Annotated in this window: 15 protein-coding genes and 2 pseudogenes; 11 read left to right on the forward strand and 6 right to left on the reverse strand. The window is 64.6% G+C overall.

The genetic code is table 11. The features are described 5' to 3' along the window. Window positions 1-10: 10 nt before the first annotated feature. The 4 genes from ACN28A_RS14815 to ACN28A_RS14830 all read left to right on the forward strand — a co-directional run bounded on the left by ACN28A_RS14815 (window position 11) and on the right by ACN28A_RS14830 (window position 2900). Window positions 11-1075 (forward strand): hypothetical protein, encoded by a 1065-nt coding sequence (locus ACN28A_RS14815; protein WP_421395802.1) that lies wholly within the window; start codon window positions 11-13, stop codon window positions 1073-1075. Window positions 1076-1397: 322 nt separating this feature from the next. Beyond that, entirely contained in the window at window positions 1398-1694 is a 297-nt protein-coding gene (locus ACN28A_RS14820; protein WP_421395804.1) for a hypothetical protein, read from the forward strand. A gap of 7 nt (window positions 1695-1701) precedes the next feature. Beyond that, window positions 1702-2232, forward strand: a complete 531-nt coding sequence (locus ACN28A_RS14825) for a hypothetical protein (protein WP_421395805.1) — start codon at window positions 1702-1704, stop codon at window positions 2230-2232. A gap of 134 nt (window positions 2233-2366) precedes the next feature. After that, window positions 2367-2900, forward strand: coding sequence for a hypothetical protein (locus ACN28A_RS14830; protein WP_421404392.1), 534 nt, complete (start codon window positions 2367-2369; stop codon window positions 2898-2900). 189 nt (window positions 2901-3089) lie between these two features. Here ACN28A_RS14830 and ACN28A_RS14835 read toward each other — a convergent pair whose 3' ends face one another. From ACN28A_RS14835 to ACN28A_RS14850, 4 genes and pseudogenes are all read right to left on the reverse strand, one after another. After that, complete coding sequence (locus tag ACN28A_RS14835) at window positions 3090-3473, reverse strand: 3'-5' exonuclease (protein ID WP_421395807.1); 384 nt, start codon at window positions 3471-3473, stop codon at window positions 3090-3092. A gap of 379 nt (window positions 3474-3852) precedes the next feature. Further along, window positions 3853-4014, reverse strand: a pseudogene (locus ACN28A_RS14840) (IS5/IS1182 family transposase); the annotation flags it as partial. Between the two features lie 331 nt (window positions 4015-4345). Then, window positions 4346-6730 carry an Hsp70 family protein gene (locus ACN28A_RS14845; protein WP_421395809.1) on the reverse strand — a complete coding sequence of 795 codons (2385 nt, stop codon included), beginning with the start codon at window positions 6728-6730 and terminating at the stop codon, window positions 4346-4348. After that, complete coding sequence (locus ACN28A_RS14850; protein ID WP_421395811.1) at window positions 6727-7068, reverse strand: Pepco domain-containing protein; 342 nt, start codon at window positions 7066-7068, stop codon at window positions 6727-6729. The genes ACN28A_RS14845 and ACN28A_RS14850 overlap by 4 nt, the downstream gene beginning before the upstream one ends. An 868-nt stretch (window positions 7069-7936) precedes the next feature. Here ACN28A_RS14850 and ACN28A_RS14855 point away from each other — a divergent pair. The 7 genes and pseudogenes from ACN28A_RS14855 to ACN28A_RS14885 form a co-directional block, all read left to right on the forward strand. After that, window positions 7937-9988 carry a GNAT family N-acetyltransferase gene (locus ACN28A_RS14855; RefSeq protein ID WP_421395813.1) on the forward strand — a complete coding sequence of 684 codons (2052 nt, stop codon included), beginning with the start codon at window positions 7937-7939 and terminating at the stop codon, window positions 9986-9988. Further along, a complete protein-coding gene (locus ACN28A_RS14860) occupies window positions 9981-10421 on the forward strand; it encodes an ASCH domain-containing protein (RefSeq protein ID WP_421395815.1) in 441 nt (146 codons plus the stop codon). Before ACN28A_RS14855 ends, ACN28A_RS14860 begins: the two co-directional genes overlap by 8 nt. 881 nt (window positions 10422-11302) lie before the next feature. Further along, entirely contained in the window at window positions 11303-12268 is a 966-nt protein-coding gene (locus ACN28A_RS14865; RefSeq protein WP_421395817.1) for a restriction endonuclease, read from the forward strand. Window positions 12269-12512: 244 nt separating this feature from the next. Then, entirely contained in the window at window positions 12513-13097 is a 585-nt protein-coding gene (locus tag ACN28A_RS14870; protein ID WP_421395819.1) for a PASTA domain-containing protein, read from the forward strand. A gap of 272 nt (window positions 13098-13369) precedes the next feature. Further along, window positions 13370-15304: an ATP-dependent nuclease gene (locus tag ACN28A_RS14875; RefSeq protein WP_421395821.1), complete on the forward strand. Its 1935-nt coding sequence runs from the start codon at window positions 13370-13372 to the stop codon at window positions 15302-15304. Window positions 15305-15310: 6 nt separating this feature from the next. Further along, on the forward strand, window positions 15311-17071 hold the full coding sequence (locus tag ACN28A_RS14880; RefSeq protein WP_421395823.1) for a UvrD-helicase domain-containing protein: 1761 nt from the start codon (window positions 15311-15313) through the stop codon (window positions 17069-17071). A gap of 198 nt (window positions 17072-17269) precedes the next feature. Beyond that, window positions 17270-17416: pseudogene (locus ACN28A_RS14885) on the forward strand (transposase); the annotation flags it as partial. 623 nt (window positions 17417-18039) lie between these two features. Here ACN28A_RS14885 and ACN28A_RS14890 read toward each other — a convergent pair. Beyond that, entirely contained in the window at window positions 18040-21351 is a 3312-nt protein-coding gene (locus tag ACN28A_RS14890; RefSeq protein ID WP_421395824.1) for an NACHT domain-containing protein, read from the reverse strand. Beyond that, a complete protein-coding gene (locus tag ACN28A_RS14895; protein ID WP_421395826.1) occupies window positions 21344-23713 on the reverse strand; it encodes an NACHT domain-containing protein in 2370 nt (789 codons plus the stop codon). The genes ACN28A_RS14890 and ACN28A_RS14895 overlap by 8 nt, the downstream gene beginning before the upstream one ends. Between the last annotated feature and the right edge of the window lie 151 nt (window positions 23714-23864).

A 23864-nucleotide genomic window follows, 5' to 3' on the forward strand; every position in this document is an offset into this window, starting at 1 on the left:
TGGAGATGACATGGACCCGATCGACGTTCTGATCATCGCGGCGATCCCGCTGGAGCACGAGGCCGCCAAGGCCGGCATCGAGGACTGGACACTCTGCGATGAGAACGACCCGCATCCGTACCTGCGGGGCGAGTACCGATGCTCCGATGGCCGGCGGTTGTCGGTGGTGCTCGCCCGGCCGGTCCGGATGAGCGGCCGCCCGACCGGGGTCGCGGCCACCGCGCTGGTTGACCGGCTGCGTCCGGGCTGCCTGGCCATGCCCGGCGTGTGCGCGGGCAATCCGGGCCAGGTCGCGCTGGGCGATGTGGTGGTGGCCGAGATGACGTACGAGTACGACGAGGGCAAGCAGACCAGGGACGGCTTCGTCGGCGACCACCGGCAGTACCAGCTCGACCAGAAGTGGATCCGCGCCGCGCAGGAGCTGAATCCTCCGAGCGGGCTGCCCAGCTACGGCCCCGCAACCGAGGAGGAGGCCGCCCTCTGGCTGCTGGAACGGCTGCTCCTCGATCAGGACCCGGTGAAGCACCCGGCGTTCGAACGCTACTTCCCACCGGGCACGTGGCCGCAACGGCCGGAAGCGATCGAGGCCCGGGGGCACATCGTCCGGCCCGGGGTGGAGTGGGTGCTGACCGAGGAGGGCCGCACGTTCATCGAGCGCGCCCGCTACGACGATGTGCACGGGCCCGCGAAGCTGCCGCTCGCGGTGGCGGTGGCGCCCATGGCCAGTGGGAGCTACGTGGCCAAGGATGGCGAGGCCTGGGCGCGGCTGTCGGCGATGGGCGTACGCACCGTCACCGGCCTGGACATGGAGGCCGCGACCATCGCCACCGTGGCCGAGACCCAGGGTGTACCGGACTGGCTGGTGGTCAAGGGCGTCATGGATCACGCCGACCCGGCCAAGGACGACCGCTACAAGCGGTTCGCGGCCCGTGCCTCGGCCGAGGTCCTCTACACCCTGCTGAACCGGCGGGCCGGCCGATCACCGAACCCGGCCACACGCGACGTCCGGCTGGAGAGCGTCCGGGGTCTGCAGATCGGCGACCACAACGTCCAGCACAACACCTTCAACGGCTGATTGGTGCGGGTGGAGGGATTCGAACCTTCATAGGCGCTGAGCAAGCATTCACAGCGCGGACCCGCGACGAGGCCGAGAACGCGATCTTCGCCTACATCGACGGCTGGGTACAACACCCGACGAATCCAACGCGAGCTGGACTGTTGACGCGTGCCTGTCTTCGAACCGATGTGCCAACTCGAACACCCGCCGCGGTTACGGTAGGGGAGTCCGGATCGCGGCGCTAATGCCAGTCGCCCAGCTCGACACCGACGGCTACCGGCCGTCGCGGTTCACAATCGTGCACACGCGTGTGATGATCCGATGCCCTAGGGTTACCGGCATGGTCGATGTGGACGACGAACTGGACCACCAGGGCATGGCGATCGAGCTGATCGACGCCTTTGCCGAACGCGACGCGGCAGGCCTGGCCGCGCTTGACGCCGCTGGCCGGGCAGCGCAGGTCCAGGCCCGGCAGGCGCTGTACGACTACGTCGACCGGATCTGGGAGGACGCCAAGGCCCGCGGCCTGGACCCGGCGGTCCGGCCGGACTGGAACGTCGTGGCCGGGCTGCGGGACCTGACCAACGCGCTGGTCGAGCAGGCCGGGCAGGCGCAGGCCGACGCCGGCGAGGACTGAGTCGCCGATGACCGACACCGGCTCGCGTGATGCCGAGATCCGGGATTTGGTCGCCAGCACGGCGATGCTCGGCCGGGTGTCCGGGCGTGAGCCGTGGCGCGAGCTGCTCCTGCGGTTGACCGGGGGCCGGTGGCCGCGCCGGTCCGGCTGGCCAATAGTGCCCCGGTTGGCCACGCCGTGGCAGGACACCGTCTCGAACGAGCGGATCGGCTGGCGGATGCGCGCGGCGAACCTACGCGCCCACGACCCCGATGACGCTTCCGTACGGGACGAGTTCGTGTTCGAGGTCGACTACCAGATATGTCATCGGTGCCGGATCGGCTGGGTCGAGCAGCCGCACACCCTGCCGGGCTACCGCCGCCGCGGCCTGGCCGCCGCCGGCCTCGCGGCGCTGCGTAGGGAGAACCCCGGCTACGCCTGGCACACGCTCGGCGGGCACATCGACGACTCGTCGGCGTTTTGGGACACCATCGGCGCCGACGTGCCGGGCGGCTACCGGCCCCGCCGGGTGTGCGAGCACGTCACCGCCGGTGGCTGAACGGCCAGCACGTCAGAGGGGCGTCTGAGGATGTGGATTCGAGGTAGGGATGGCGGCCGGGAAGGTGCGGGTGCGTCGGACCCCCTCCGTAGGCTGGACCGGACGGTAGGTCAGAGGAGAGGACCTTGGCGAAGGTGACCATCAACAAGCAGGGGATCGCCCGGATGATGCGCGAGATGCAGCGCGAGTTCGACAAGCATCCCATTCAGGTGACGACGGTCGCCGATGCACCGACGGGCCTGCGCGGGGTGGAGCGGCCGACTGGGCCGACGACGATCACCTACAACGGGCCGGTGATCCACGGCGGGGCCGCAGGTGCTCAGCTGGCATGGAACAACACCGGCACCGTCAACCAGCAGCAGAAGCGCAACGAGCAGATCACCCCTGGCTTCGAGGCCCTGGCCCAGGCCGTGGTCAGCACCCGACAAGGGTTGTCGGCGGTTGGGCTGTCGGAGCAGGACCTGCAGGACGCGGAGGCTGCCGCCGACGAGGTCCTCACTGAGGTCACCCAGGAGACGCCGGACCCGAGCCGGCTGCGGCGCGGCGTCGCCGCGCTCAAAGGACTGCTCGCTCCTATCGCCACCGGCCTGGCCACCGGTGCGGGTGAGGGAGCCCAGGCATGGGCACAAACCGCCATCGAGCAGCTGGGCAACGCTGCCATCGGCTGACTCAGATCCAGGAGCCTCGTCCACCGTGCAGAACTGGACACTCACGGCCGACGAAGTTTGCGCCCTACCCCTCGACGAACTCGCCTTGCGAGTGCTGGCCTCCGCGCAGATCGATGCGAGGCGCGCAGACAACTCGTGACGACGACGCATGCGCTACGTCATCCGACACCCAAGATCCTTGAAGACTGGCTAGCTCTCCGCCTGCCAATCAGTGGCGGCGGCTACAGGGAGCAACTCAGTGGAGAACCGGCTGACACCGGTGGGGTTCCAGTAGCCGTAGTCGTTGACGAAGCCCGGGCCGGCGATGAGGTACACGTCGTGGCGGGCCCTGGTAAGGGCGACGTAGAAGGTTCGGCGCTCCTCCCGTAGGGCGGCGGGCGCGGGCTCGTCGAGCCGGTTACGGGTCCTGTTCCAACGCCGGTAGGGGGTCACGGACTCGACAAGGCCGGGCAGGACGACGACATCGAACTCACGGCCCTTGGCCTTGTGAAAGGTGGTCAGTGTGAGTCGATTCTTAGCATCGGGGATGTCGACGACGGCACTGAGGTGGAGGATGCCACCGGTGTCCGGCAAGCGTTGCGGATCTCGGGCTCCAGCCCTGCTGAGCAGGCCAGCGACGTCATGACCGCCGAGCCGAACTGGGCTGGCCAGCGTCGATGTGCATGACAGGGTGTTCCTTCCTGCGGGGCGATGCCGGTCGATGGCGTCGGCCCGGGAAGGTCCACCCGACGGCAGATCTGTGATGAGTCACGCGAGCGCGAGCTGCGGACATGCTTCTGATCAGGCCAGCGAGGGTGGCGGCCGGCGCCGGCCGCGACGGTGGACAGGTCGACTACACGACACATTCGTCGATGGTCAGATTGCTGTGGGGTCACACCGTCACGGCCAGCACCGAACCTAGCGGATTACGAATCCCGGACTCGATCACCACGCATATAGAAGCGTCTGTGAGTCGGTGTGCTTCGGCGCTGCGCAGGACGAGGATGGCCTGCACGATCGCGGTGGCGCGGCGTGGGCAGCAGCGCAGCTTGACCAGGACCTTCCAGGTCTTGAGGGTGGCGACGGCGCGTTCGCCCATGGCGCGGATGCGGGCGTGGGAACGGTTGACCGCCTTCCAGTATTCTGCGCCGGGATTCGCCTACAAAAGCGGGCGAGTGATTGGAGGATCTCCTCGGCGGTCTTGGTCCAGATGAACGGACGTGGGTTGCTGTTCCAGTCCGCGATCCACGCCGGATGTCGGCCTCCAGGGACTGGACGCTTTTGTGAGCACCGTGGCGGATCTCTTGTTCGGTGATGTAGCCGAACCAGCGTTCGATCTGGTTGATCCAGGACGATCCCGTCGGGGTGAGGTGCATGTGAAAGCGCGGGTGCCGGGCAGCCCATCGCTACCTCCGGATTGCACTCGTAGCGCGGGCTGAGCAAGGGTGCAGTCGGGTGATCCATCCTCACCAATGTTCGACGGTAAGCAGTCGCTGGCGACGCTCCGCGGAGCGGTAGGACGGGCTCTGCTCGAAATGAGTGAGCTGGTACTCGACCGTCTCGCCCGTCATCATGTCCCTTACCGACACGAGGACGAGGTGGTTGGCGTCTACGTCTGCGGTCACGAGTACCTCCCGGCCCGTAGCGCGTATTTCGGCTCGACCAAAGACGTCACCGCCAGCCGTTGGCAGCTCAACTAACTCGAGAATGTGGGGAGTGCCGGCACGACCGACGAGCTGTATAGTCTCAGAACGCTTGGTCGGGATCGTAGTTGCCGGATCGATCAGCGGGTACACCTCGGTGTTATCCGTGAATTCATGTGAGAGGCGGCAGTGGCCAGGATCCCGGGCTCCGGTTCCCGGGTGGATCGACTTGCACCGGAATCCAACCCCGAATCCTAGGGCGTCCAGAAGCAAGACGTCTTTGACTCGTCCGGTTAGAACCCCGGTGTAGCGACCCAGACCATGAATGACCGCCGTTTCCTGAAACTCAGAAAGCACCGGAGCGCCGGGAAGTGCCTGATCAATCTGCTCTCGTACCGTAAAGATCTTGCCACCCTGTCCGGCTAGTACCACCTTTCCCCCCGCACGCAGCCAGTTTTCGATCGGCACACCATAGAGCTGATTTGCGAAGGGTTTGACCAGGGTCTCCCGGACCACCTCGTTCAGCTCGTCGGTGATCCTCCGAAAGGTGTCGCGGTCCAGTTCGATGCTGACATCTTGGAGTCCCCGGTCGCCATAATCAAGATCCGGCAAGAGCAGGGAGGTGGACTCGCGTCGGCCGAGATCGCGCTTGGCGCGTTCCGCCTCCCGCCGTAGTGCGCTGCGAAGCGAGAACGGTAGTTCGCCCGTCCAGCCATGCCGCTCGCGCAGCTGCCCTTCGGCGTACCGCACGACTGCCAAATCGAAGTCAAGCCCACCGACGACGTTACTGCCGGCCGCAGCCTTGATTTCAGCCACGCCCTCGCCACCCTCCACTAGGGCGACGTCGAACGTACCGCCGCCCAAATCGACGACGAGGAAATTCTGCTCCTCCCAGTAAGCCGTCTCGCTCGTGTGAGACGCGTTGAGCACCGAGGCAATATTCGGCTCGCCGACCATACGAAGCACGTCGAGGTCAGCCAGCGCGAAAGCCCGCTCGAGTGCCGCGGTCTGCCGCCGTGTGAAGTTTGCTGGACGCGCAGCCAAGCACCGTCGGACTGGAGTACCCAGCGCCTCCTCAGCGTTGCGCCGGATCGACCGGATGATCAAGCTCGCGGCCAACTCTGGCGCGATGCTGCGGCCGTCGATCTCATAGCTGACCGTGGCGCCGAGATCCCGCTTGACATGCCGGATGGTGGCGGCCGGCCGATAGTGGTCGGCTTCCACCGCCGCTGCACCCACGAGGTAGTCCAGTCCCGGCAGGAAATGTAGTACCGACGGCACGAGCGGGCGGCCATCCGTGCCGGGAATCAGCTCGACCACCCCGTCTTCCCGGCAGTACGATGCGATTGCATAGCTAGTTCCGAAGTCGATAGCAATCAATGGGTCGGTGCCGCTGTTGAACGTCTGCGGCACCCGGCGGCGACGTTGTTCGGCACCGATCGGCGTGGCTGCACGCCACTCGTTACGCTTTTGCTCAGATACCATCTCCAGTTGCTGGACGCCAAGGGGTTCCACCCGGGAATGCGGCACCTGTCGAGGCTTGCCTTCTCCTGTGGCGATCTCAGGAACCCGGCGAGCCAAGTAGGTGTCCAGTTCATAGACCGTCCTGCATCGGCATTGGTCGCTGAATGCCTCACAGAGCGCTTGAGTAAACACACCCGACTTGATGGCCTCGGCTTCGTAGGACACTGCCCCAGGCTGGCACGAGCAGAACGTGACCACGCCGGGCGGGCACAAAGCGTCGACGTCCACATTGCTCAACTCCGGCAGCGCCTTACCACCGTCCACTACGTTACGGCAAGCGTCAAGTAGCAGCACGAGGTGCGGAGCGGAAGCTGCACCGAGGTACCGGACGATCAAGTCGAAACGCAAGGCGGTTTCCTCGATAGCGTCCCGCACGCAGTCGATTGGCAACAGGTAGTGGGTGTTGTCCTGGGCCTGGAAGCCATGCCCGCTGAAGTAGAAGAACAGAACACCATCGCCGCCGGAATGAGTTAGTCGGGTCAGATGGCGAAGCAGATTGGTTCGGGTGGGGTGCATCCGCCGGTCTGGTAGGCCATCGTGTAACACGACCAACGAATCGCTATCGACGCCGCAGGTTTCGCGCAGCACCTCCGCGACGCGGGCCGCGTCGCGATCCGCATAGCGCAACGGCGCGATGTCGGGATCTTCATAATCCGAGCAACCGACTACCAGAGCGCGATTCACGACAGTTCTACTCCGGACGGGCGAAATACTACCTTGACACCGCCTTTGATCTCAGTCGACGCGGAACCGATGAGACGGACCTCGCCTTTCGCGGTAAACTCTAGCATCACCTCGAAGCTGTCCAGCTCGAACCCGCCAGTCGCGCGCCGCGCCGCCTGAAACACGCCGGCCAGCCGTCCACATATTGCTTCAAGATTGGTAGCCAGCTGATCGGCGTTCACCGTGCCGATCTTGGTCGCTGCTGACTTAGCTGCACTGAACAGGCCTTTCTCGCCGTCAAATCGATCGTCAGTATAGACAATTGCTATGAACGAGCCGTCAGCCAGCGAACCGGACATTTGAGACTCCATCCTGGAGTGTTAGGCTACGCGCTCATGGTACTCGGCCGCGCAGGGCCAGTGGATCCCCGTGGGGCAGTACTTCGTTTGCAGCTCGGTTTATCGGTGCCGATGAGGAGCGAGGCGTAGTACGTAAAAGAGCCTCCGCACACGGCGAATTCTGCACACCAGGTATCGGTGGAGACGAAGGCGCGATGTACGGCCGGTAGACCGGTGACGCTGGCAGGATCTCCACCGTCAGTCTGGACCACAATGGTCGGCTCGATGGGCAGGGCGAAGCCGCCCATCGGCCGGTGGCGATGGGCGGCGCTGCTTGTCAAAGTCACCAACCCGGTTTCTCGGGCGGACAAGTTCGTCGCCCGCCTTGCGCATCCATAGCAGCTGGTCCTCGATGACCTGTCGCCGCCGTTTGAGACCTGCTAGATCCTTCCGCACCAGGGTGCGGTAGGCAAGCCTCGGGATGCTTTAGCACTGGATGGTGCGGCGGACCGACCCGGAGCAGATTCCCCGCTGAGGACGGCCACCCACGACACCGAGCAGCGCATTGTCGACCGCGATATTGGTAGCGGATCCCAGCAGCACACGCTTACCCGCGGCCATCAAGGCGCCGATGGCCTCGGCCAGGACGCGTGTCCTCCCCCGTCCGCGGAGGCGCCAACGAGACGGACACCGGTGCCCAGGCACCACTCGTACGCCTCCTGCTGCATCGGGGTGAACCCTGCGACCGGATGCGCAACGCGAGGAGCGGTCGCAAGCCTCCCGACCCGCCTTGTTCCAGCTGTGCCTATGTCGCGCAAACCAGTTGCGTGTCGATCTTTGGGACACGCGGATGATGTCGTCGGAGCGACCGGACCGGCACACTGCGTGCATGTCGACTTCGACCTCGCCCAGACCTGTCCAGCTAGAGACGGTGCGACCTGACGACAACGACGCGGTCGCGCAGGCGTTCGAGCTCGGTTGTCAGTTCAAGGCTCGACTCGGAATGCAGATGCGTGGGGCCTATGAGCAAGCGGCCGGGGATGGGCACCTGCTGGTGGCCAAACAAGACGGCAGAGTGATCGGGTTCGCGCTCTACGGAGTCGCCTACCAGCGAGTCCGCCTCGCCTATCTGTGCGTGAGCACGGAGCACCGCCGCGGCGGGATCGCCACCATGTTCGTGGAGCACCTCTCGGCGAAGCATCACGATCTGGCCGGCATCAGCGTCAAGTGCCGCCAAGACTACGGGATCGACAAGCTATGGATCGATCTTGGATTTCACAAGCGATCACAGGTGCGGGGGCGAAGCCACACCGGCCACCTTCTCGACGTCTGGTGGCGTGACCACGGGCACCCTGATCTGTTCTCACGGCAGGATCCGCCTCTGCTGCGAGCCGCCCTGGACAACAACATCATCCGTGACCTGGGACCGGCCCAGAGCCGGCCAGGTGCCAGTGAATCGCTGGCACTGCTCGCCGACCACCTCACCGACCAACTCGAGTTGGTGGTCACCGCCTCGGTCCGGCGGGAGATCTCCGACCTGGAACCCGGCGCGACGAGGGACGCCTGCGAGGAGGTGATGAGCAGGTGCACACCTGCGGCGCCTGTCTCACAAGCCCTCAAGGCAGCCCAGAAGTTTCTCCTAGACCGCGTCGATGCCGAGCACACTCCGTATCCCGCTGGGCGACGTGACGAATACGATCTACGCCACGTCGCCTCGGCCGCAGCGGCGAAGGTCGGCGTTTTCGTCACGCACGACGCTCGGCTGATCAGCGTCTTGAGGAAGCCAGCCCGCGCACTGGGGTTGCGAATCCTCGAGCCCGCCGATGTCGTCGTTCACCTCGACGAACTGACACGAGCCGAGGCGTACCAACCGGTGGCGTTGCTCGGGACCGGCTACCAGCTCAAGGCCCTGGGATCGGAGCAAGACGAAGCGGTCGAGCACTTGGCCGCGACCGTAAGTGGCGAGAGCCGCAAGGATTTCCTTCGCCAAGTTCATGCCCTCGCTGTCGCGCGTACCCACCGTTGCGCCGTGATCACCCCAGACGGGGACGTCGCCGCTCTCTACGTAACCGACCAGCATGGCTTCGCGCTCACCGTGTCCCTGCTGCGCGTGGCCAACCAGCCCTTGGCCGACACCATGGCTCGTCAATTGTTGCTGATCCTGCGCAACCAGTGCCGCACCAACAAACTCGCCGCGATCGTGGTCGACGACGCCCACTTGTCGCCCGGGACGCAGCGCGCGTTGCTCGACGACGGCTTCCAACAGATCAACGGCCGGTGGATAGCGTTCGTCATCGACACCTGCGGCACAGCAGCTGACGTCGAACGGGACGCCAGCGCGGTAGCGCGACATCTCGACTTACCCGAGCCAACACCGTTAAGATCAACTATGCCTGCCGCCGTCGTCGCCCAGCTGGAGCGCACCTGGTGGCCGGCGAAAATCATCGACACCGCGCTGCCTACCTACGTCGTGTCGATCCAGCAACGGTGGTCCAACCAGCTGTTCGGCGTACCCACACCACTATGGCGCGAAGACCTCGGCCTCAGCCGCGAACACGTCTACTACCGCGCCGCCACAGGCGGCCCCGCCGCGCCCGCCCGCATCCTCTGGTACATGAGCGGGAACACACCAGCCGCGCCCGGCATCATCGGATGCTCCCAGCTGGAGCTGAACGTCATCGGCACACCAACAGACCTGCACGACCGCTTCCAACACCTCGGCGTCTGGGAACTCTCGCAAATCCAAGGCACCTCGGAAAACCAACGACGCCAAGCCCTGCGCGTCACCAACACCGAGATCTTCCCTCACCCCATACCGCTACCGCGGCTGAAGGCCCTCAGCGGGACACGAACCGGCCTGCTCTACCCGCTTTCACCACGCAAGATCGAACCTGAGCTGTTCGCTCAAATCTACCGGGAAGGCTTCGATCAGCATGCGTGAAGAGCCACCAGCCCTGCTGCTGTCCGTACGGCCGCGCTTCGCCGAAGCCATTCTCTCGGGCCAAAAGACAGTCGAGGTGCGCCGGCGCCGCGTGGCCGCCCGCGAAGGCACACCCGTCGTCCTGTACGCCAGCTCACCGGTGATGGCCGTCGTGGGAACCGCACAGCTCGAACGGTGCGAGAACCTCAGCGTGCAGGTCGCCTGGAGCAGCCACGGACACGCGATGGGCATCAACCGACGCGAGTTCGATGACTACCTGACCGGCACTGATACCGCCTGCCTGCTCTTCCTGACCAAGGCACTACCCCTGGGCGCCCCCCTGCCACTGAACGACCTGCGAAGCAGCCGAGCGTTCCACCCACCGCAAAGCTATCGATACGTGGCCGAATCCGACCCCACCGCCATCCGGCAACTCGCGGCCCAACGGGCGTAAGTTGATCTACCGGGGCCACGTAGGTCCGTCATCTCGACTCCTGCGCCTCAGCGATGGCGAGACACGCGGTGCTCGCGTCGACGAAGGCGGCGCCGACGGCGGTTTCTGGGAGTTCAACGGAGTCGCACGGGTTGTGTTGCTCCAGGTCAGCCAGAGCCGCCGTGGCCCTCGCACCACATCGGACCCTTGATGCTTCGCGGGTGGGGCAACTCATCAGCAGTTCAATGCTGAGCCCGTAACGGTCGTACGCTCAGTAGTTGGAGATTCTCATATGGTTGCCTCCTGAGTTAGGGTCAGGTTCGCCCCTCGGGAAGCTGCGGAGGATGTATGACGCGACGTAAAGGCCTCGTTGCTCAGATTCTCGATGCTCGTAAGCAGGCCAGAAAGCTTCAGGCCCAAGCAGAAGCGCGTCAACACCGGGAGTTCATGGCGGAGCAACCCGCCAAGAGGCCGAAGCTGATCGTGAGGCTCGGCAGGCCGACGCTATCACGAAGAAGGCTCAGGCCGCCCTGGCGCGGGAGGAGGCGCGGACCAAGCGGCTCTTCGATCAGGCAGCGGCGAAGGCGGCCCGTGAGGCAGCGCAGCGGGAACGGACTGAGGAACGGCGTCAAGCCGCTGCAGCGCGGGCGACAGCCCAAGACGCGGCCGGGGCCCAGCGGGCAGCCGAGCGCGAGGCGCACGCCCGTAAGCTTGCCGAGGCCGAGTTCCGGACCGAGGCGATCGCCTCGAAGGTCGCCGCCTACGGCCAGCTACTGGTCGACCGGAACCGACGCACCGCGGACTCGACTCTTGAACTTCGCGCGGCCTTGACTCACGGCGGGGCTGGCGCGTTCGTCGATCGACTGCAGCACCTCCTTGCCCAGTCGCGATATCCCGAGGGGTTGACCGGTAGCGCTGCTGCCCACTACGAGCCGAACTCGCGCGAGTTGCTCATCGAATACGAGCTGCCGCTGCAGGATGTCGTACCGACAGTGGCCGCCTACCGCTACACCAAAGCCAACGGGATGATGCCCTCACCGCGTAAGGACGCCGAGACGAAAAAGCTGTACAGCGACCTGCTGGCCCGGCTGACGCTGCGTACCCTCGCCGAGACATTCGGGGCCACTACCCCCGACATGGTGGAAAGTATCGTATTCAACGGCTACGTCTCCACCAAGGACCGGGCGACCGGCCGCGCCGTCCGACCGCTGCTGATCAGCATCAGTGCGGAGCGGGACAGGTTCGCCGAGATTGAACTCGACGAGCGGGAACTGGACCCCGTGCTCTGTCTGCGTAGCCACCTCAACGCTATCGTCTCCCCGCACCCGTACGACCTCGAGGGTGTACGTCCGGTGATGACCTTCGACCTGTCGAAGTACAAATTCGTCGACGAAATGGACGTCGTCGCCGGCATGGACAGCCGCACTGACCTACTGAATCTCTCACCCGGCGAGTTCGAGCACCTGATCCGCCGGCTGTTCGAAGCCGTCGGCATGAGGTCGTGGGTCACCCAAGCGTCCAAGGACGAAGGCGTCGACGGTGTCGCCGTAAACGAGGATCCAATCGTCGGCGGCCTCTGCATCATCCAGGCCAAGCGCTACAGCAAGATCGTCGGACTGGAAGCAGTCCACGCCCTGGCCGGCGTCATGGAGCACAAGCGCGCCGCCAAAGGCGTCCTCGTCACCACCTCCTGGGTAGGCAAAGCGAGCCGTGACTTCGCAACCGCGAACGGCCGCATAGAAATCATCGAGGGCCGGAACCTCAAACACATGTTGAAAGAGCACCTCCAACTCGACGTCCTTATCGGCTTGGACAAGCTGCCACCGGGGTGGAACCGGGCAGATATTGGCCAAACCGCCCCTTCCTAACGCCTCTAACACTTCAATCCCAAGGTGTTAGACATCTGTCAAGTAGGAATTCAATGCGGTGAAACGCGGCCGGAACTGGTACGGCACCTGTTCTCGGCCGGCGCATGCCAGCGAGGACAGCTGTGGTCCGACCACGCCCAGATCGGTAACGCTGCTGTTAGATTTCTCGGAAGTCGGTTACCTGACAGCGACCCACCCGATCGGCTGGTGTGCATGACAAGCACCCCCGACCACACTCCACCGGGTGACTTACCAATCACCTGACAACAACCCTGCGTGGCAGGGACCGCCACCCGCCACACAGCAGTTCACCCACGGTCTGCCACCGGCAGCACCGCTCCGCCGGAAACTCGGCATCGGCGCAATCATCGGAATCGTCGCTGGGGTAATCGTCATCGCATGCTGCGGCGTCACCGGGATCGTCGCGGTCGTGAGCGGTGGGCCCCAACCGGAGGCAAAATCCTCGCCGACAGCCGCAGCGGTCGCGGCGACTGTTCCCGCTGCTGCGGCACCCACACCGGCGCTGATGATGTCAGCACCCACCGCGACTGCTCCGGCTGCGACAGCCGCCCCCGCCCCTCCGGCACCTACCGCGCCGCCCGCACCGACGAAGCTGGTCATGCCGAACTTGAAGGGTATGAACGCTGCGGTCGCCGACGACAAGCTCCGGAAGCTCGGGTTCACAAACATTCAGTACGGCAGCCAAGACGAAAACGACACACTGGTTCTGATGCTGGCAAACTGGACAGTGACAGGGCAGTCAGCGAAGGCCGGCAGCAAGATGCTTCCGGACGACCTGGTGGTAGTGACCTGCACCAAGCAGAGCTGAGTCCTACGGGTAGTAATTCTCGCCGCGGTCCTGACGAACAACACGCCGGCATCGTGTTACGCGACTGCGAGGACCACTTCGACCGGCACCGGCCACACCAGAGCCTAAATCGCCGCCCCCGACGCGGTCGTCGCGATCGGCAAGCCGATCCGTCGGCGCCGCGTCCTTGGCGGCCTCATTCGAGTATCGACGAGCTGCTTGATCCGCTCACAGATCCGCAGCTCATAGCCTGCAACACGATTCTGACACGGTACAGGGGAGTTCCCATCAGCATGTCCACAGCACCGACCACGCTCAGCGCGCCGACCACCGGGAGCGGCATGTATCTCGCCGGCCTACGGCTCACGAACTTCCGCTCGTGTCGCGGCGTGGAGATCAAGCTTCAGCCCGGCCTGACGCTGCTCGTCGGCGATAACAACTCCGGCAAGTCCAACGTCATCGACGCGATGCGGCTGCTGACCACGCCGCTGAGCGGGCGGCGGGTCCGCTATCTGGAGATCGACGACGTCTCCAGCGGCGCGGACGGGCCGATCGAGATCGCGGGCGAGTTCGATGGTCTGACGCGGTTTCAGCAAGGCCAGTACATCGGCGCGCTCGATATCGCCACGAACAAGGCGTACTACATGACCCGGTTCCGGCCGAACGTGGACGTACCCCGCCGGTCCAAGGTGGAAAATCTGGTCGGGCGGGCCGCCGGGCCCGACGCCGAACCTGAGAAGCGCGACCAGATCCGGCACGTCTACCTGGCGCCGCTGCGCGACGCCAAGCGTGAGCTGGACTCCGCCACCGGCAACCGCATGGCGCTTATCATCAAGTACCTGACGAGCGAGGCCGACCGCACGGACTTTCTCGACCAGGCGATCGACGGGCTGCGCAAGCTCGAGGAGCACGATGTCATCACCGGCACCCAAAAGCGGCTGCAGGAGCACGTCAGCGACCTCACCGATCCGGTCCGTGGGCAGATGATCGGTCTGAGCTTCCGCGACGTCCGGCTGCAGCGGCTCGCTCGTGGCCTGCGTCTAAAGATGGCCGAGCACGGCGTCGACCTCGCCGACATCGAGGACTCGGGCCTCGGCTACGCCAACCTGCTCTACATGGCGTCGGTCATCATCGAGTTGCGCAACGCCCAGGACGCCGAGCTCACGCTCTTCCTCGTAGAGGAGCCGGAGGCCCACCTTCACCCGCAGCTGCAGGCCGTGCTGCTGGACTACCTCCAAGAGCAGGCCGTCAAGTCGCTGCGCGACGACACGGACGGCCCGGCGGGTCGCATCCAGGTAGTCGCCACGACCCACTCGCCGAACCTCGCCAGCGCGGTGGGCATCCGCAGCATCGTGGTCCTGCGTACCCAGGAGACCCCGACACCGGAGATCACCGAGGATTCCTCGGCCACCGACGTCGAGGTGGTGCCGACGGGCATCCAACGCGGCACCGCCGCGATCGCCCTGTGCGACATCGACCTGACCGATGAGGAACGCCGCAAAATCGACCAGTATCTCGACGTGAGCCGCGCCGAGCTGCTGTTCACCCGGCGCGCGGTCCTCGTGGAGGGTGTCTCCGAAGCCGTCATCCTGCCGCCGCTCGCACGCCACTGCGTCCTCAATAAGACGGCAACCAACTACGGGGCGAAGTGCCGCGAATTCCGGGCCGTGTCGATCATCAGCATCGGCAGCGTCGACTTCGGCCCCTACCTCAAGCTCCTCCTGCAGCAGGTCAACGGCGTTCGGCTCGTCGACCGGCTGGTGGTCATCACCGACGGCGACCCCGACGTCGCTGACGAAGTCGACCAAGACGACGACCTCAACGAAGAGCTGAAGGCCGGCGAGCCAAAGACGGAGGACGAGCCGGCCGCCACACTCAGCCGCAAGGACCGGCTGGAAGAGATCGGCACCCAGCTGGGCGCCGACTCGATCCTCGCCGTGTTCGCCGCCGAGTTCACGCTCGAGGCCGACCTGATGAACCCGTTCACGGTCAACGGCCCGCTGCTGGAGACCGCGTTCAAACGCCAAAAGCCCAGGTCGGCTAGGTTCTGGAGCACGCTGACGATGAGCACGAACCCGGCGGAGGTCTTCTACCGCAAGCTGCGCACCACCAAGCGGTACATCGGCAAGGGCGAGTTCGCCCACGACGTCGCCGAACTGATCCAGAGCGGCGGCACGTTCGAGTGCCCCGCCTACCTCACACAGGCCATCCAGTCGGCGATGCGGTAAGCGGGCATGGACAAAATCGACTTCTCGCCGGCTCAGCGCGCCCTCATCGACAAGCCGGGCAGCGTCTTCGTCCCAGCGTGCCCGGGCGCCGGGAAGACCCAGAGCATCGTCGAGCGCTTCACCCAACGCCCCGGCGTCCCCGCCCGGCAGGGCGTCGCCCTGCTGTCGTTCACCAACGCCGCGATCAACGAGGCGCGTCAGCGGTGCGCCCAGCGGCCAGACCTCATCACCGCCCCGAACTACGTCGGCACCATCGACGGCTTCATCAACCGGTTCATCGTCACGCCCCTGTACAAGGCGCTAACGGGCACGGTCCCCACGTTCAAGGACTCGTGGCACACCGTCCAGGGCACCACGTTCGGGGTGGCGGGAGTCCCGCTGGAGTTCCAGCTCGGCTGGTTCGCGTTCGACCACGACGGCGGCAACGCCCGGCTGGTCAACCACCAGATCCCGTACGCCCAGCGAAGCACCGTAACCAATCTCCCGGACTGGCAGCGGAATAAGGCCAACACCAGTGCCTCACGCCTGGCTCGCCGGTTCCTCGCGAATGGGGTGATGGACTGCGCGGCGACGCGGGTACTGATGGAGCACTACCTCACCGACCCGACCAACCGGACCCGTCTGGGCCAGCTGATGAGCGCCCGGTTCGGGTCGGTCATCGTCGACGAGGTGCAGGACTGCGACAGCAGCGACATCTTCCTCATCAACTTCCTGCTCGACTGCGGCATCGAGACCGTCATGGTGGGCGACCTCGACCAGTCCATCTACGGCTTCCGCGGTTCCACCATCGAGGCGGTCGAGAACCTCGTCGGCCGGGTCCCCGAAGGAACCCGGCTCGACGGCAACTACCGAAGCTCTCCGGCGATCTGCGCCGTCGTTGACAGCTTGCGCGCCGACGCCGGGACCGATATTCCGCTCGGGAGATGGAAGGACGACCAGCACCCCGTCGTGATCCTGCCCGTGAGCGGGTTCGGCCACGCTCGCTCGAAGATAATCGAGGTCGCCAGGTCGATGGGCTTCACCCACGAGGAAATCAAGGTACTCGCCTACGCCGAGAAAGACGCCCGCGAGTGCGCCGGCGCCTCACCGCCTGGCGACAAGAGCGGCGGCAAACTCGTCCAGCTCGCCCAGGCCGCAGCAACCCTTCAAGACCTCCGCGCCAGCGCCCGGGCTCGGACCCAGGCCATGCAGACGATCGAAGGCATCCTCCGCGGGCTCGGCCACGACGACGACCGTGTGCTCGCCGACGCCGAGTTCCTCGACTCCGTCGGGCTCACCCCCCGCACGTTCCGGGAGGGTTGCCTGCGGCTCGCCAGTAGGACCTCATCCTTCGACGGCCCACCCAGCGCCTTCCGCGCCGAGATGCGCAACGGTATCAAGGCGTTGGGGTGGGACGACTGGATCAACGCCGGCAGCCTCCGCTCTCCGAACGGCGACACCTGGCCGGTCCTCATGGTCGACGAACCCGATGCGCTCGACTGGTCAACGATCCACGGCTTCAAGGGCCTCCAGGCAACGGTCACCGCGGTCGCGATCCCGCCGCTGCCGAAACGCGCCACCTCCACCGACGGGGTCGGGCTCTGGGGCGAGGGCAATCCCGGCGAAAGCCGGCGGGTGCTGTACGTCGGCGCATCCCGCGCCCAGCGCCTGCTCATCCTGGTTACCGCCGACCCGCAGGTGCCGGCCGTGACATCCTGCCTTCAACGGGATGCGGTGCCGTTCATGGTCGTCCACAACACACGAGACGCCGGGGGCAAGAATGCCTGACACCCCAGCGGCTTCGGCGCGGCAGTTCCAGGCCTGTTGATCGGTATCAACCGATACCGGTCCAAGTCGGTGCGGCGACTGGCGTCGGCCTCCCGCGATGCGAAGGCGCTGCACGCGGTCTTCTGCGACAATCCCGGGGACGCGAGCGGCACGTTGCTGGTGGACCGGGCAGCAGCAGTTGGCCAAGCGGGTTACGGGTCCGCGTTGGACGGTGAAATCACCGACCATGTCGGCTATGACAAGCACGACCGGGCAGGTCGGGGCAGTGGGAACAGCCGTAACGGCAGCCGGACGAAGATGCTGCTCACCAACGTCGGGCCGGTCGAGGTCCGGGTTCCGCAGGAATGGCGTCCGCGATCTTGCCATCGCGCCGTCCTGGGTCGTGGCGTAGCACCACGCCTTGAAGACAGGTTTGGGGTCGGACTCCCGGTAGAGCCGCACCGCGCGGGCGCGCAGTTCGTCCGGGTACTTACGAGGGGCGGGCACAGAGAACCTCCTGGTCAGGGCCTATCAGACCATGATCGAAAGTCTCCGAACTATCGGGGGAACCTCAGGGTCTGCCGCCAGCCAGGCACGGATGGTATTTCGCGGTCCTGGCCGACCTGGTCGGGTACGACAATGGTCAGTTCGGTGCCATCGGGGATAGTTCCGCGCTCGATCAGCCGATCCACGGCGGAGGCCCGACGAACTTTCGCGGCCTGCGTGGCGACGTGGGTGCCACTGCTCGAGCGCGGACGAACCATGTACTCCTCCTGTCATCCATCGCCCGTATTCGAAGGTGACGACCTTCATGTCACTGTCGATAAGTTCGGGATGGTCGATGACCCATTGCTGCAGGTGTTGACGTTCCAGTAGGCCGGCCTCGACCAGCGAGATCCGCTGTGCTGGTACCGCGCTGGCCCCGTTTACCGTGAATACGATCTCGTCAGGCATGGGCGGTGGCTCCTTCCAGACGTTTGAGCTGGGGTCTAAAGCGCGCGCTGGCTCCACCGATGTTCTCCGGCCCTGACCAGTTGTTGGATTCCCTCGATGGGTTCAGCGGATCCGAACCGGTTCCAGCCAGTCAATACGGCGTGAGCTCCAGTGCTGGCTAAGGCCAGTACATCGTCGGGGCCGATCATCTCACCCTCTGCAATACGTACGACCCTTGGGGGCAACTCCAACGCAACACGGGCGAACCTTTCCTGAAGTGCCGCGTTTCCGTTCGGCCCAGTGGTGACGATGCTGATGACTGCGGCTCCGGCCTCCAATGCTCTATCTGCTTCATCGAGCGTACGCACGCGCACTACCGCAGTCATGCCAAGTGCCTCAATTTGCCCTAGCAGTGCAACCAGAATCTTCTGTTCGAGTGCTGCTGCGACGAGCTGTACCATATCCGCACCGTGCGCTCGTGCCTCGAATACTTGGTAGGGCCAATAAATGAAGTCATTGCACAGCACTGGTATGTTGACTGCGGCTCGGACTATGGCCAGCTCCTTCCATGACCCGCCGAGCTGCACTCGATCCGTTGGTACCCTTATTGCGCAGGCGCCAGCGTCCTCAAATTGCCTAGCAAGCCTCGCGATGTTGGTCGTGTTGGCCCGGACGGCGGCTCGTTCCTCCGCATCGGCGATGATGCCGACGCCTGGGGCGCGCAAGATTGCTAGAACGTCACGTGCCGGCGCGGCTTGAGTGGCCCGTATTTGTATTTCAGCCAAGGAGACAGTCGACTGGCGTTTCATCAGATCCGCTCGTGCCAGGTCGATGGTGTGAGCGATCGTGTGTCCTGAGTCGGACTTATTCGCGGCAGAAACGTCCGCCGACGTATGTGCGTCACCTACGTACAGCCGGATCCAGGCCTTGGTGGAAAGTTTCTGACTCGTGACACTGAGCGGCCTATAATGTTCCATCAGGTCGTTGACCTGTCGGTACGTGTTGTCGGGCATTATGGTTGCCAATACGGAAGTCGACTCACGCAACGCCTGACGCACGGCTTGGGTGTCGAGCAATCGAACAGCGGCAACCACCGCCTCTCCTGTAAAACCAACCGCTCCCGAGACGACCAAACCTTCGCATATGGACATACGTAGCCGTGCCTGCGCTTCGGCGGAACGGGTTAGGTTGTACCTCTGTAACTCGGTCGCGAGTCGGTCCGGCACTTGCCGCGCCAGATGGTCGATACTCTGACCCGTTGGTGCAATAATCAGCAGGCCATCACCGGTATCCGTGAAAACGCATCGTTCCCATGGACACTGTGCCTGCTCAAACGCGCGTTGGAGGGTCTCGTACAATGCGCCACGGAGGGCGAGCTGATGTGCGTTGGTACGAGCGGCGAATCCGACGATGTCGAGCGCGAAAATTACGTGCCGCCCGGATTCCGTTTCAGGCGGTTCACCTATCGCCAGGCGGGAATCTAGCGTGTCGAGCGCAGAACTCCGGATTTCTGGACGATCTGCCATGCACTCGCGCGCGAGGTCGAGCAGTTGAGGCCGGTACCGGGTCTCGACTTGCGCCCGATGTAGCAGACCTGTGATCAGTTGCTGGCATGCCACGGGATTCGACTGGCTCGCTGCCATCGCTAGAACGTCGCGCCACTCGTCTTCATGTGCGAGCTGAACTAGCAGATCAGTCGCATTCTGATTGAGTACGGCTTGTGCGGCGAGGTATTCCTGCAATGTGGGGTGGAGGAAATCGATTCGGCCATTCACTGACTCCCGTAGCACAGCGGAGGTCTCAATCAGGGTGTTCAGTACCTGCTCGGCGGACGCAACCACCTGCGGCATGTTTTCTAGCTCGATGTTGATCTGGTCGACGACGGCCTTTCGGTCGGCCTCAATGTACTTGTTCAAGAGGAACCAGTACGCCAACTGCGTCAGAAGGACTCGCTTCTCGGAGTAGCCGAGCATTGAGCGACGGTGAATGCCTTTAGGGCCGTCGAGCTCGAGCATCATTTGCAGGACAGCTTCATAGATCTCATGATTGCGCGGGAATGATGTAGTGCGACGCATGGCGATCGCGCACAAGATCGAGCACATGAGTGGGGTGGTTGCTAACCTTGCTAGATGAGGATTTGTCGCCAACGCATCAAGAAGGAGTTCTTGGGGATGGGTGTCGCCGCGGTCAGGAAGGACGGTCGAATACCATTTGCGTACATACTTTTCGACATCTGTGGGAGTAAAGGGCTTTAGCTCGACTACATGGAAGCGGGCGTCGGTCCAGTCATCCAACCTGGGCGGGCGCGTACTGACCACTAGACGAGCGGTAGGGAAGCTGGTTGTCAGACGGTGCAACCATTCCCAGGTCTCGGACCGGTTAGGCTCAGGCAGCTCATCAAGGCCGTCAACCAGTACCAGTGCTGTGCCCTCTCGAAGGACGCGGCGGACCCATTCACGTGGCACCGGGTCCTCCGGCTGGTGTGACATTGTGTCGGCGAGCCGTTGCACCGGATCTGTCGCCTCATTTGACTGGCTGTTCAACCGAACCAACACTGGTATCGACCAACCAAGTCCTGAAAGTTCCCCGCGAGCTGCCCGAACGGCAAGCCAGATGAGCGTGGTGCTCTTCCCTGAGCCGGCCGCGCTGCACACTAGGATTCTGCGATGATTGGCCACAGACTCCACAAGAGGCTGACTGTCGGCGGCGTCAGCGTCTGGGATCCGCACCGAGGGCGCAACGAAGCCCTTCATCAACGAATGCCGCATCCGCCATGAGTGGAACCCCGCGAACTCCATACGATCCATCGACTCGGCGATAAACCGTAGATACCTCGGGGTGAAGTCCTCTTCGATCTCAGTCTGCTGCCTATCCATGGCCTTGCCTACGGCGGCGGCGATGGCACCAGGTCGTCTCAGCGCGTCAGCGAGCTCTGACGCGTCCGGCGGCAACTGGGACAGCGTCTCGCAGACCGCCACACAACTCAATCGGAGCACAACGTCGTACGCGGGGAAAATTTCCCGGTGACCGCTGAGGAGTCGAGCCAACCGAGCAGGATCGTCGCAGTCCCAACGGCTCCGCCCTGGCAGCGATATCTGACCGACGGTGTTATCAACCGCCGAGATCGCCCGGACACGTTCGTCTTCGGACAGCCCGGGCAGCGCCAGCAAATGTTCCGCCACGGCGTCAGCGATAGCGTCGAACTCGCGCAGGAGGCGCCGTCGATCGATCGCGCCGACGATCCGCGTGGCCAGTGTTGCCATAAGGTCGTCGGCGCCGTCGAGCCGAGGGTCGTCCAGCCAGGTACTCAGCCCCGCACGGGCCACCCACGCGCCAATCCGCAACGCGCCGGACTCGGGCTCACTCACCCGAACCACCCTCTTCCGCCTGCCGGAATGCCGATCCGACGATTTCGCCCGCCGGTGGGCAACCCGCAATCACCATCCGTTCGTAGACCTGCGAGTCGAACCTCAGCGACGCCCCCCGTAGCGCCTGCGCCACCGCAGGTCTCCCGTCAGTGGATAGCCGGGCTAGGAACGGCAGGACGTCGTCACCGCCGATGTGCATCGCCGCCTGGATGAGGGCGAGGGTGACTTCGATGTCGTCGGTTGACTGCTCAGCGAGCAGGTCTACCACGAGCGGCCCCACCAGAGCCAACGCCTTTGCGTCCTCCACGGTTTGTGGCATCAGCAGGCCAGAGGTAGCGGCCTCCACCCGCCGCCGCAGTTCCGAGCCGAGCCCAGAAACCGCGCGCAAACAGGCGTGCGCGAGTACGAGGAACTGCTCCCTCGTCCCTGCTTGCTCAGCAGCCCTGCCCAGCAGTCCGGACAGTAGCTCCTCGGCCCGGGGAAGCGGGGCATGCCCAGCGGCCATCACCACCAGGTGCTGCCGTTCGATCCGATGCGAGTCTCGGAGCAGGAACCGGATATTTCCGCCCGCCGCGGCCTCCCGAGCCGCAAAGTAGTCTCGCAGGAACGGGATCGTGAAACACGTCGTTCCGTCAGGTCGTACCTCGACCAGCCCGCTGCGGGTAACCAGGTGATTGAGGACGCTAGAGGCCGCGCTGGGCGCGCTACCAGATACGCCAACCGGACCTAGCACATGACCGATCCGCTCCTGCACCTCCTCGACGCGGGGAGCAGCCAGATCCTCCGTGATCATCCAATACGCAAGATCCTGTAACACCCGGATGCGCTGCTCCACCGGCGGGGCCAGGTCGTCGGCGACGCCCCGCTCCCGGTCACGCTCGTCGACCAGGACGTCGACCACCATTCTGACTAAGTCGAGCCACCCGCCCGGCAGGTGCACCTGGTTGTCCCTATGCAGAGCACACATCAACGCGCAGGTCAACGGGTTGGCGGACAACGCACGCAGGGCGTGGCATGACGCGAGCGCAGCCAGAAGACGCTCCCGGCACGCATCGACCTCCGCGTGTGCGGCATCGGAGCTGAGCGTGTTGGCCACCGCATCGTGCCATCGACGGATGAACATCCTTGCGTCATCCGGACCCATGGGAAGTAGATCAACGACATCGAAGCCGGCTACAGCCGCCCAGTCTTCGTCGACCGCCCCCGGCCGGCTGGTCAGCACGTATCGCGGCCGATCGAACTTGGCGATCAGCCCCTTCACCCACTCCAGTACCGCGGGACGCCGATCCCCAGGCACCTCATCAATGCCGTTGATGAGCACCAGGCTCTCGCCGTCTCGTAGCTGGCGATGGATCCAGCCGCGCGGCATCTCACCGGCGATGTCCCGTCCGACGGCTTCGAGGAAATCGTCCGGCGACGGCAGGTCAGCGTGAACATACCGATGTAACGACAGGTAGAACGGCACGGCTCCGTTCAGCCCTGCGAGTTCCCCGGTCAGGCTTCTACGGGCGGCGAGCACAAACAGCCGGGAGAGACACGTCGTCTTGCCGCTGCCGCAATGACCCCTCAAGAGCACGCGGGATCGGTTTGCGAGTGCGGACTCGACCTGCATGACGGTCGGCGGGGCCGATGGGTGGTAGACCAGCGTGGGCATACTGAGGTACGCCAAGCTCAGCGGGTAGCGGCGGCTCGTCACGCTTAATCGCGCGCTCGCTAGATCGACCACATCGAGCTCACTGGAGACAGCCCGCCGGTAGTTCTCCGTGAAGGCCATGTCGCTCTGCCTCGCAGCGTCCGCGATGGCCCGGTGCGGCGCGTCCCTCACTTCGTCGGCCACCGCTGTCAGCCGGCCGATGATCTCCGGGATCGCCATATCGGTCAAGCCGGGCAGAGCCGTAACGATTTGCACAACCTCCGTGCAGCACATCTGCAGCAGGAGGTCGTACATGCTGGTCTCGCTCTCGCCGAAGAAGCGAGTCGCGCGGTGTGCCTCGGTGAGAGAGCGGATCACGCGTTCAAGACCCGTGGCGTTGAAGTTGATGCCCAGGACGAGACCAGCGGTGGGAGGCACCAGCTGAAACGTCTCGCTGACTGCCTCTACCACCACGGCCCGGCCGTCCTCGGACAAGCCGCGGAACTCGTGCTCATACTGGTCAAGCACCCGACGGGCGATTGTGTCGGCCATGTCGTCCAGTTGTCGCCGAGCTTTGCGAGTTCCCAGGCGGTCGATCGCCCTGTCCCCAAGCATCGCCGTGAGTCCGCCCGCGATGTCACCGACAGTCTTCTGCCCGGTGACCGCCTCACACGCCTTCGCGACGAGCACCTCGCCGAGCTTGACGGCGGCAATCTCGAGCAAACCCACGAACGCGGTCTCCTCCGCTTCGGCGTCCCGGGCTTTAGTATCACCGGGCGCCACCCGTCGAGACGCACGACGCGACCCATCAGCGCGAGAATCTTTTCAACCCTGCCGCGGCTGGTGGGGATCCGTTTGGTGCTCGGTGGGTGCTCGGACG

Source organism: Plantactinospora sp. WMMB782 (assembly GCF_049179135.1).
In the GTDB taxonomy this organism is placed as follows: domain Bacteria; phylum Actinomycetota; class Actinomycetes; order Mycobacteriales; family Micromonosporaceae; genus Plantactinospora.

What these genes read in the sequence shown, in the direction of transcription:
- ACN28A_RS14815 (WP_421395802.1), top strand. Translation starts at nt 11, where the DNA reads ATGGACCCGATCGACGTTCTGATCATCGCGGCGATCCCGCTGGAGCAC.
- ACN28A_RS14820 (WP_421395804.1), top strand. Translation starts at nt 1,398, where the DNA reads ATGGTCGATGTGGACGACGAACTGGACCACCAGGGCATGGCGATCGAG.
- ACN28A_RS14825 (WP_421395805.1), top strand. Translation starts at nt 1,702, where the DNA reads ATGACCGACACCGGCTCGCGTGATGCCGAGATCCGGGATTTGGTCGCC.
- ACN28A_RS14850 (WP_421395811.1), bottom strand. Translation starts at nt 7,068, where the DNA reads ATGTCCGGTTCGCTGGCTGACGGCTCGTTCATAGCAATTGTCTATACT.
- ACN28A_RS14855 (WP_421395813.1), top strand. Translation starts at nt 7,937, where the DNA reads ATGTCGACTTCGACCTCGCCCAGACCTGTCCAGCTAGAGACGGTGCGA.
- ACN28A_RS14860 (WP_421395815.1), top strand. Translation starts at nt 9,981, where the DNA reads ATGCGTGAAGAGCCACCAGCCCTGCTGCTGTCCGTACGGCCGCGCTTC.
- ACN28A_RS14875 (WP_421395821.1), top strand. Translation starts at nt 13,370, where the DNA reads ATGTCCACAGCACCGACCACGCTCAGCGCGCCGACCACCGGGAGCGGC.
- ACN28A_RS14880 (WP_421395823.1), top strand. Translation starts at nt 15,311, where the DNA reads ATGGACAAAATCGACTTCTCGCCGGCTCAGCGCGCCCTCATCGACAAG.